The sequence below is a fragment of the Clavibacter sp. MX14-G9D genome, from assembly GCF_032917815.1.
GTDB classification, from domain to species: Bacteria; Actinomycetota; Actinomycetes; order Actinomycetales; family Microbacteriaceae; genus Clavibacter; species Clavibacter michiganensis_K.
In genome coordinates, this window is the sequence record NZ_JAVCVL010000139.1 from 1 (window position 1) to 7,475 (window position 7,475).

Below are 7,475 nucleotides of genomic sequence, written 5' to 3' on the forward strand. Positions count from 1 at the left end.
CGCCCCTCGGGCCGGAGGAACGGGATCGCGAGGGTCCGCACGACGCGGAGGCCCGCGGCCGCGACGAGCGCGCGGAGGGCGGCCTCGCCGTGCCGGAGGGCGAGGACCGTGACGACGAGGGCGGCGCCGTGCGAGAGGAGCATGCCGACGTCGAGCGGCACCGCAGGACCGGGCACCGCGGAGCCGCCGGAGCTCCCGGCGATCCCCGCCACCCGGATCGGCGCCGCCCCGTGGCCCATGCCCGCGTGCGCATCCCCCGCCACGGCCCCGGAGCCGTCCCCCGCCGCCGTGAAGAGCCCGTGGAAGAGCAGCTGGCTGATGCCGACCGCGGCGACGAGCCGCCACAGCGCGGGGCGCGCGCCGGCGAGCGCGATGGCCGCGAGCGACGCGAGGGCGAGCCCGAAGGCGACGACGCCCCAGGAGGGGGCGGCTCCCCCGCCGGCCTCGTGGAAGAGGGCGGCCACGAAGGTGGCGGTGGTGGATGCGGCGAGCCCTCGGATCACGCGCTGGACGCGCGGGGCGATCGGGGACGGGGCAGGCATCGCCCGCAGTGTAGACGACGGGCCCGGGAGGCCCGGTCAGCCGGCCCGGTCAGGCGGCGCGGTCGTCCGCCAGCGCGTCCGTGAGCCGGCCGACCACGTCGTCGAGCGCGTCGCGCAGCGCCTCCAGCTCGGCGACGGTCAGCCCGGTGCGCGCCGCCGCCTGGGCGGGCACGTCGAGCGCCCGCTCGCGGAGCTCCTGCCCGCGGGCGGTGAGGGACACCACCACGACGCGCTCGTCGACGGTGCTGCGCGCCCGGTCGACGAACCCGGCGGCCTGGAGCCGCTTCAGCAGCGGGGTGAGCGTCGCGGGCTCGAGCTGCAGGGTGGACCCGAGGTCCGAGATGGAGCGCGCGTCGCGCTCCCAGAGCGCGAGCATGACGAGGTACTGCGGATGCGTGAGCCCGAGCGGCTCGAGGATCGGCCGGTACACGGCCACCACCGTGCGGGCGGCCACGACCGCCTGGAAGCAGACCTGGCTCTCGAGCGCCAGGGGATCCGTCGTCGTCATCGCGTCCTCCTCGACCGTGTCCTGCGTAGCGACCCGCGCACCCGTCCGATGCTACGCAGTCGAGGGGACGGCGGGGTGCGGGGTCGGCGGCGCGAGCCGCCGCCCCGCGCCGGATCAGCCCGCGAAGACGAGCTCGACGTTGATGTCGTCCGGGTCCTGCACCGAGAGGATCGACATGCCGGAGATGTCGGTCACCTCGCCGTGGGCGATGCCCCGCTCGGCGAAGAGCGCGGCCGCCTTCACGAGCTCGTCCCGCGACGGGACCGCGAGGCTCACGTGGTCGAGGCCGCGGACGGCGGGGTCGAACGCTCCGCCGTCGCCCTGCACGGGACGGAGGCCGAGGAGCTGGTCGCCGACGCCGTAGATGACGCCGCCGAAGAAGACGGACGGATCCTGGAGGACGGCCGGGTCGCTCGGGTCGCCCTCGCTGACGATGGCGGGGGTGAGGCCCAGCACGCCCTCGTAGAAGGCGCGCGAGCGGGCGAGGTCGGAGACGGAGATGCGCACGTGGTGCACGCCGGAGATGCTGTCGAGGGGAGCGGTGGTCGCGTCGGTGTCGGTCATGCCGTCGACGCTAGGACGATCGCCCCGGCCGCCGCCGGGCGGTTCGGATTGCGACCACGGCTCCCAGTCAGCATCCAGGTCGACCGCGGCCTCCGAGGGACGGGCGGCCGCCCCCGGCCGGGATCAGTCGTGGAGGTCGATGCCCCAGGTGCCCGACCACTCGGACCCGGGCTCCAGCGTGATGAGGCCGTCGCCGGAGTTGAACGCATCGGCGGGTGCCGTCATCGGCTCCACCGCGACCGCCCAGACGTGCCCGTCGGCCGCGGGGTACCACGGCGTCACGAAGACCTGCCAGTAGGTGAACTCCCCGTCGGCCCAGATCTCGGTGCGGCGGCCGTCGGGCGCCTGCACGCCGTGGCGCGTCACCCCGTCGACCACGCGGGCGTCGGCCCAGGCGTCGTCGAGCTTCGCGTCGCGCACGCGGACCCCGCCGCGGAGGTCGTAGCGGGTGCCCTCGACCGGGGCCTGGACGCCCGTGGGGTTGAGGCGGACCGGGTCCACCTCGATGTGGGTGGGCGCGTCGATGACGACCTCGAGGTCCTCGGTGGGCACGTCGCCGACGCGGAGGAAGGGGTGCGTGCCGACGGCGACGGGGGCGTCCTCGGAGCCGACGTTCCGGATCCCGTGGGTGACGCGCACGCCCTGCCCGGTGAGCTCGTACCGCACGGTCGTCTCGAGGGCGAAGGGGTAGCCGCGCTGCGGGTGGACGTCGGCCGACAGCGTGACGGACACGTCGTCGCGCTCCACCAGGCGGTAGGGGGCGTGCTCCAGGAGCCCGTGGATCGCGTTCTCCCGGTCGACCTCGGTGATGTCGAGCTGGTGCGTCACGCCGTCCTGCTCCCAGATGCCGTCGCGGATCCGGTTGGGCCACGGCGCGAGCACGATGCCGCTGCAGAACGGCGGCTGCTCCGTCTCGGGGTAGGACTGCACGAGGTCCGTGCCGTCGACCTGGAGCACGCGCAGCGCGGCGCCGACCTCCGCGATCACCATGCGCTGGGAGCGGCCGTCCACCTCCGCGATGAGCTCGTGCTGCTGTCCGGTGGGGTTGCGGGGGGCGTACGACGCGTCTTCGGGCACCCGTCGAGCCTATCCGCACCGGGCGCTGTGGCGCCTCCCAGGGCCGGCGGCACGCCGCTCCCTAGGATCGGGCGCATGGCCCGGCATGAGAACGAGAAGATCCGCGCGATCCGCGAGAAGGCACGCATCGAGAGGGCGTTCGACGACCGTCGCCGCAAGCGCCGCCGGCTCATCACGCAGTTCTCCGTCGCGGGCGGACTCGTCGTCGTCATCGCGGCCATCGCCGGCGGCGTCTACCTCCTCGGCCAGTCGCAGGCGGCGAGCGCCGCGGGCCCCGTCGCCGACGCGACCGCGCCGCTGTCGACGGGCGACGAGGTGCGGGTCGCCTCCGAGGCCACCGGCGTGAGCGTCGGCGCGGCCGACGCGCCCGTCACGCTCGACGTCTTCGAGGACTACTCGTGCCCCCACTGCGCCCAGTACGAGTCCGAGAGCGGCCCGCTGCTCGACCGGCTCGCGGCCACGGGTCAGGTGCGCGTCGTCTACCACCCCATCCAGATCGTGACGAAGTACGGGCAGGTCGCGGGCAGCGCGGCGGCCTGCGTCCTCGCGGAGGAGCCCGACAAGTGGCCGGCCGTGCACTCGGCCCTCTTCGACAACCACTCCACCGTGACCGACTCGTGGACCCACGCCGACTTCGTCACCTGGCTCACCACGCTCGACGTCTCCTCGGAGTCGACGCGGACGTGCGTGGCCGAGGGCCGGTACTCCTCGTGGATCACGGGGAACACGTCCGACGCGAGCGCGGCGGGGGTCACGGGCACGCCGACCCTGCGCATCCAGGGCGACGTCGTCCCCACCGTCGCGGGCCAGGACCTGGTGGACGCGCTGGCGGCTGCCGGCGCACAGCTCCCCGAGGGCATCGCCGCCGACAGCTGACCCGGTGGGCGCCGGACGGACCGCCCGGCGCGCCGCCGTCCGCTCCGCAGCGCGCTCCACGGCTCGGCGCGGATCGGAGGCTCAGTGCCCGCGGTGGTCCTGCACCGTCATGCGGGGCCCGAAGCGCGGCTTCCGGAACCCGCTCGCCTCGATGAGGCGCATCACGCGCTGGCGCTGACCGCGCCACGGCTCGAGGAGCTCGAGCATCCCGTCGTCGTCGACCGGGTGGCCGGCGAGCGCCCACCCCACCGTGTCGTGCACGTGGTAGTCGCCGACGCTCACCGAGTCCGGGTCGCCATGCGACCGCTGCGTCGTCTCGGCCGCCGTCCAGATGCCGACGCCCGGGACGGAGCGCAGCCGACGCGTGATGTCCTCGCTCCCCCGGCCGAGCGCCAGGGTGCGCTCGAGGCCCGCGGCGCTGGTCGCGACGGCGATGAGGGTGCGCGACCGCTTCGGGTCGACGCCGGCGCGGTGCCACTCCCACGACGGGATGAGCCGCCAGCGCTCGGGCGACGGCAGCACGCGCATCCCGACGGGGACGGGCCCGGGCGCGGGCTCGCCGTGCGCGAGGATCAGCTGCCGCCACGCCCGTCGCGCCTCGAGTCCCGTCACCTTCTGCTCCAGGACCGCGGACGCCATCGCCTCGAACACGTGGTTCGTGCGCATCAGCCGCAGCGCCGGGAGGCGCCGGTGCGCGTCGCGGAGGAGCGGGTGCGCCGAGACGTCGAGGTCGGACCAGTCGTCGCCCTCGCCGAGGAGCTCGGGCACGCCCTCGACGGCCCACTCGGCCCCGGGCCCCCACGCGCGCGCGTCGACGCCGCCGTCCGCACGCGGGTCGAGTCGCAGCGACGCGGGCCCGAGGGGCGTGCGCGCGGTGCGCCAGACGCCGACGCGGCGGGATCCGGGCGGTGCCGGGTCCCAGCGGCAGGTCGGATCCACCACGCCCCGGAACAGGGGCCGCAGCACGAGCCGGAGGTCGACCTCGCGGGCGGGGACGTAGGCCGTCCGCGCGTCGGGAGGGGTCGTCCCCATGCCGCCTCCGTCCATCCCCTCAGGGTACGCACGGCCGCCGACCCTCCTCCGCGGGAGGCGGCACGCGTAGCGTCGGCCCCATGACCGACATCCAGGACGACCAGGCCGACCGCGAGCGCGTCGCCGAGCTCATCAAGGGGGCGCGCATCGCGCTCCTCACCACCGTCAACGCCCACGGGCAGCTCGTGAGCCGCCCGCTCGCCAGCCAGGAGCGCGACTTCGACGGGGACCTCTGGTTCTTCACGAAGGACCCCAGCGACAAGACCACCGAGATCCGGGCGAACGACCAGGTCAACGTGTCCCTGCAGACCGGCGACGGCTTCCTGTCGATCGCCGGCACGGCCGAGGTCACCCGCGATCGCGGGCGCATCGACGAGCTGTGGTCCGCGGGCGCCGAGGCGTGGTTCGAGGGGGGCAAGGAGGATCCGAGCGTGGCGCTCGTGCGCGTGCACGCCGACGCCGCCGAGTACTGGTACCAGGACACCCCGAAGCCCGTCGCGCTCATCAAGTACGCGAAGGCCGTCGTCACGGGCGAGCGCCCGAAGGACGTCGGGGAGCACGGCACCGTCGAGCTCTGATCCGCCGTCAGCCGCCCGCGGCGTCGTGGTCCACGGCGCCGCGGACACCGGCGGCCGTGCCGTCCACCACCAGGTCGGCGCGGCGCCGGGTGCCCTCGATCAGGCGGGCGTTCGCGCCGTCGACCTCCCGGGCCCAGGCTTCGGCCGCGGCCGGCGTCCGCCCGCCCGCCGTGTGCCGCTCGACGAGGCGCGCCTCGCGCTCCGCGTCCGGCGTCGCGCAGTACCAGGACTCGTCGAGCTCCGCGGCGACGAGGGTCCACGGCTCCTCGTCCACCAGGAGGTAGTTGCCCTCGAGGACGACGAGGCGCGTGCCGGGCTCCACCGCGATCGCGCCGGTGACGCCCTCGTCGACGGCCCGGTCGAACGACGGCGCGTACACCGCGTGGTCCGCCTCGACGCGGAGGCGCCGCACGAGGGCGAGGACGCCCCATCCGTCGAAGGTGTCGACCGCGCCCTTGCGGTCGCGCAGTCCCCGGCGGTCGAGCGTCGCGTTGGCGAGGTGGAAGCCGTCCATGGGCACGCCCGCCGCCGTGCCCGCCCCGGCGATCGCGTCGACGCGCGCGACGAGCGCCCGCGCGAGCGTCGTCTTCCCCGCGCCCGGGCTGCCCGCGATGCCGAGCACCGCGCGGCGGCCGTCCCGGACGAGGCCGAGGGCCCGGCGCGCGAGGCCGTCGAGGGCGTCCACGGCGACCGGCGGGGCCGATCCGGGGTGCCGGGGCCCATCCGGCGCGGTGTCCATCCACCCAGTCTCGCGGACGTGTGCCCCATGATGGACGTGTGCGCATCGGAATCCTCACCTCAGGCGGAGACTGCCCCGGACTCAACGCGGTGATCCGCGGGGCGGTGCTCAAGGGAACGACCATCCACAAGCAGGAGTTCGTCGGCTTCCGCGACGGCTGGCGGGGCGTCGTCGACGGCGACGTCATGCCGCTCGCCCGGCGCGACATCCAGGGCATCGGCAAGCAGGGCGGCACGATCCTCGGCACCAGCCGGACCAACCCGTTCGAGGGCGACGGCGGCGTGGAGCGGATCCAGGAGAACCTCGACCGCCTCGGCATCGACGCGATCCTCGCCATCGGCGGCGAGGGCACGCTGGCCGCCGCGAAGCGCCTCACGGACGCGGGGCTCAAGATCGTCGGCGTCCCCAAGACGGTCGACAACGACCTCGACGCCACCGACTACACCTTCGGCTTCGACACCGCGGTGCAGATCGCGACCGACGCCATGGACCGCCTCCGCACGACGGGCGACTCGCACAGCCGCTGCATGGTGGCCGAGGTGATGGGCCGCCACGTCGGGTGGATCGCCCTGCACTCCGGCATGGCGGCGGGCGCCCACGCGATCCTCATCCCCGAGCAGAAGACGAGCATGGACGAGATCGTGGCCTGGGTCCGCTCGGCCTACGACCGCGGGCGCGCCCCGCTCGTCGTCGTCGCCGAGGGCTTCGTGCCCGAGCACGCGGCCGACGCCCACGGCGAGCGCGGCCTCGACGCGTTCGGCCGCCCCCGCCTCGGCGGGATCGGCGAGCAGCTCGCGCCGATCATCGAGGAGCGCACGGGCATCGAGACCCGCGCCACCACCCTCGGCCACATCCAGCGCGGCGGCACGCCGTCCTCCTACGACCGCGTGCTCGCGACGCGCCTCGGCCTCGCCGCGGTCGACAGCGTCCGCGACGGCCACTGGGGCCGCATGGTCGCGCTCCGCGGCACCGACATCGTGCACGTCGGCTTCGAGGAGGCCCTCGGCCGCCTGAAGACCGTGCCGCAGCACCGCTACGACGAGGCCGCCATCCTCTTCGGCTGATCCGGGGCGCGCCGCCGCCGCTCGCGCGGCCCGCACCCGCGGGCGTAGCGTGACGGCATGACGTACCGCGCGCTCGTGGCCGAGCAGACCGTCGCCGACGACGGCACGACGGGCATCGAGGTCGCCCTGCGCGACCTCCCCGACGAGCAGGCGACGGGCGGTGCGGACGGGCCGGGCGACGGCGAGGTCCTCCTCGACGCGCTGTTCTCGAGCATCAACTACAAGGACGGCATGCTGCTGGGCGGTCGTCCGGGCATCGCGCGCACCAGCCCGCTCGTGGCGGGCATCGACGCCGTCGGCACGGTCCGGGCGAGCGGATCCGACGCCTTCTCCCCCGGCGACCTGGTCGTGCTCACCGGCGCCGGCCTCGGCGAGAGCCGCGACGGCGGGCTCGCCGAGCGCGTGCGCGTCCCCGCCGACGCCCTCGTCCGCGTGCCCGACGGGCTCGACGCCCGACGCGCGGCCGCCATCGGCACGGCCGGCTTCACCGCGATG

10 protein-coding genes are annotated in these 7,475 nt (G+C 75.3%); 4 read left to right on the forward strand and 6 right to left on the reverse strand.

Translation table 11 applies throughout. The features are described from left to right. From Q6969_RS11105 to Q6969_RS11120, 4 genes are all read right to left on the reverse strand, one after another. Positions 1-542, reverse strand: a 542-nt coding sequence (locus tag Q6969_RS11105; RefSeq protein ID WP_317230493.1) for a hypothetical protein, incomplete at its 3' end; no start/stop codon positions are given. A gap of 49 nt (positions 543-591) precedes the next feature. Then, positions 592-1,050, reverse strand: a complete 459-nt coding sequence (locus tag Q6969_RS11110) for a MarR family transcriptional regulator (RefSeq protein WP_317230494.1) — start codon at positions 1,048-1,050, stop codon at positions 592-594. A 114-nt stretch (positions 1,051-1,164) separates the two neighbouring features. After that, a complete protein-coding gene (locus Q6969_RS11115) occupies positions 1,165-1,614 on the reverse strand; it encodes a VOC family protein (RefSeq protein ID WP_317230495.1) in 450 nt (149 codons plus the stop codon). A 123-nt stretch (positions 1,615-1,737) separates the two neighbouring features. Beyond that, on the reverse strand, positions 1,738-2,691 hold the full coding sequence (locus tag Q6969_RS11120) for an aldose 1-epimerase family protein (RefSeq protein WP_317230496.1): 954 nt from the start codon (positions 2,689-2,691) through the stop codon (positions 1,738-1,740). A 75-nt stretch (positions 2,692-2,766) separates the two neighbouring features. Between Q6969_RS11120 and Q6969_RS11125 the strand changes: the two genes are divergently transcribed. Beyond that, a complete protein-coding gene (locus tag Q6969_RS11125; RefSeq protein ID WP_317230497.1) occupies positions 2,767-3,567 on the forward strand; it encodes a thioredoxin domain-containing protein in 801 nt (266 codons plus the stop codon). Positions 3,568-3,648: 81 nt separating this feature from the next. Here Q6969_RS11125 and Q6969_RS11130 read toward each other — a convergent pair whose 3' ends face one another. Next, complete coding sequence (locus Q6969_RS11130) at positions 3,649-4,599, reverse strand: DNA-3-methyladenine glycosylase 2 family protein (protein ID WP_317230498.1); 951 nt, start codon at positions 4,597-4,599, stop codon at positions 3,649-3,651. 80 nt (positions 4,600-4,679) lie between these two features. On the opposite strand from Q6969_RS11130, the gene Q6969_RS11135 reads away from it, so the two are divergent. Further along, the gene (locus tag Q6969_RS11135) at positions 4,680-5,177 is read left to right on the forward strand and encodes a pyridoxamine 5'-phosphate oxidase family protein (RefSeq protein ID WP_317230499.1); all 498 of its coding nucleotides are present in this window, start codon (positions 4,680-4,682) and stop codon (positions 5,175-5,177) included. Between the two features lie 7 nt (positions 5,178-5,184). On the opposite strand, the gene Q6969_RS11140 is transcribed toward Q6969_RS11135, so the two are convergent. Continuing rightward, positions 5,185-5,916, reverse strand: coding sequence for a nucleoside/nucleotide kinase family protein (locus Q6969_RS11140; RefSeq protein WP_317230500.1), 732 nt, complete (start codon positions 5,914-5,916; stop codon positions 5,185-5,187). A 38-nt stretch (positions 5,917-5,954) separates the two neighbouring features. Between Q6969_RS11140 and Q6969_RS11145 the strand changes: the two genes are divergently transcribed. Then, positions 5,955-6,980 (forward strand): 6-phosphofructokinase, encoded by a 1,026-nt coding sequence (locus Q6969_RS11145; RefSeq protein WP_094115051.1) that lies wholly within the window; start codon positions 5,955-5,957, stop codon positions 6,978-6,980. Positions 6,981-7,037: 57 nt separating this feature from the next. Next, positions 7,038-7,475, forward strand: a 438-nt coding sequence (locus Q6969_RS11150; protein WP_396335539.1) for an alcohol dehydrogenase catalytic domain-containing protein, incomplete at its 3' end; no start/stop codon positions are given.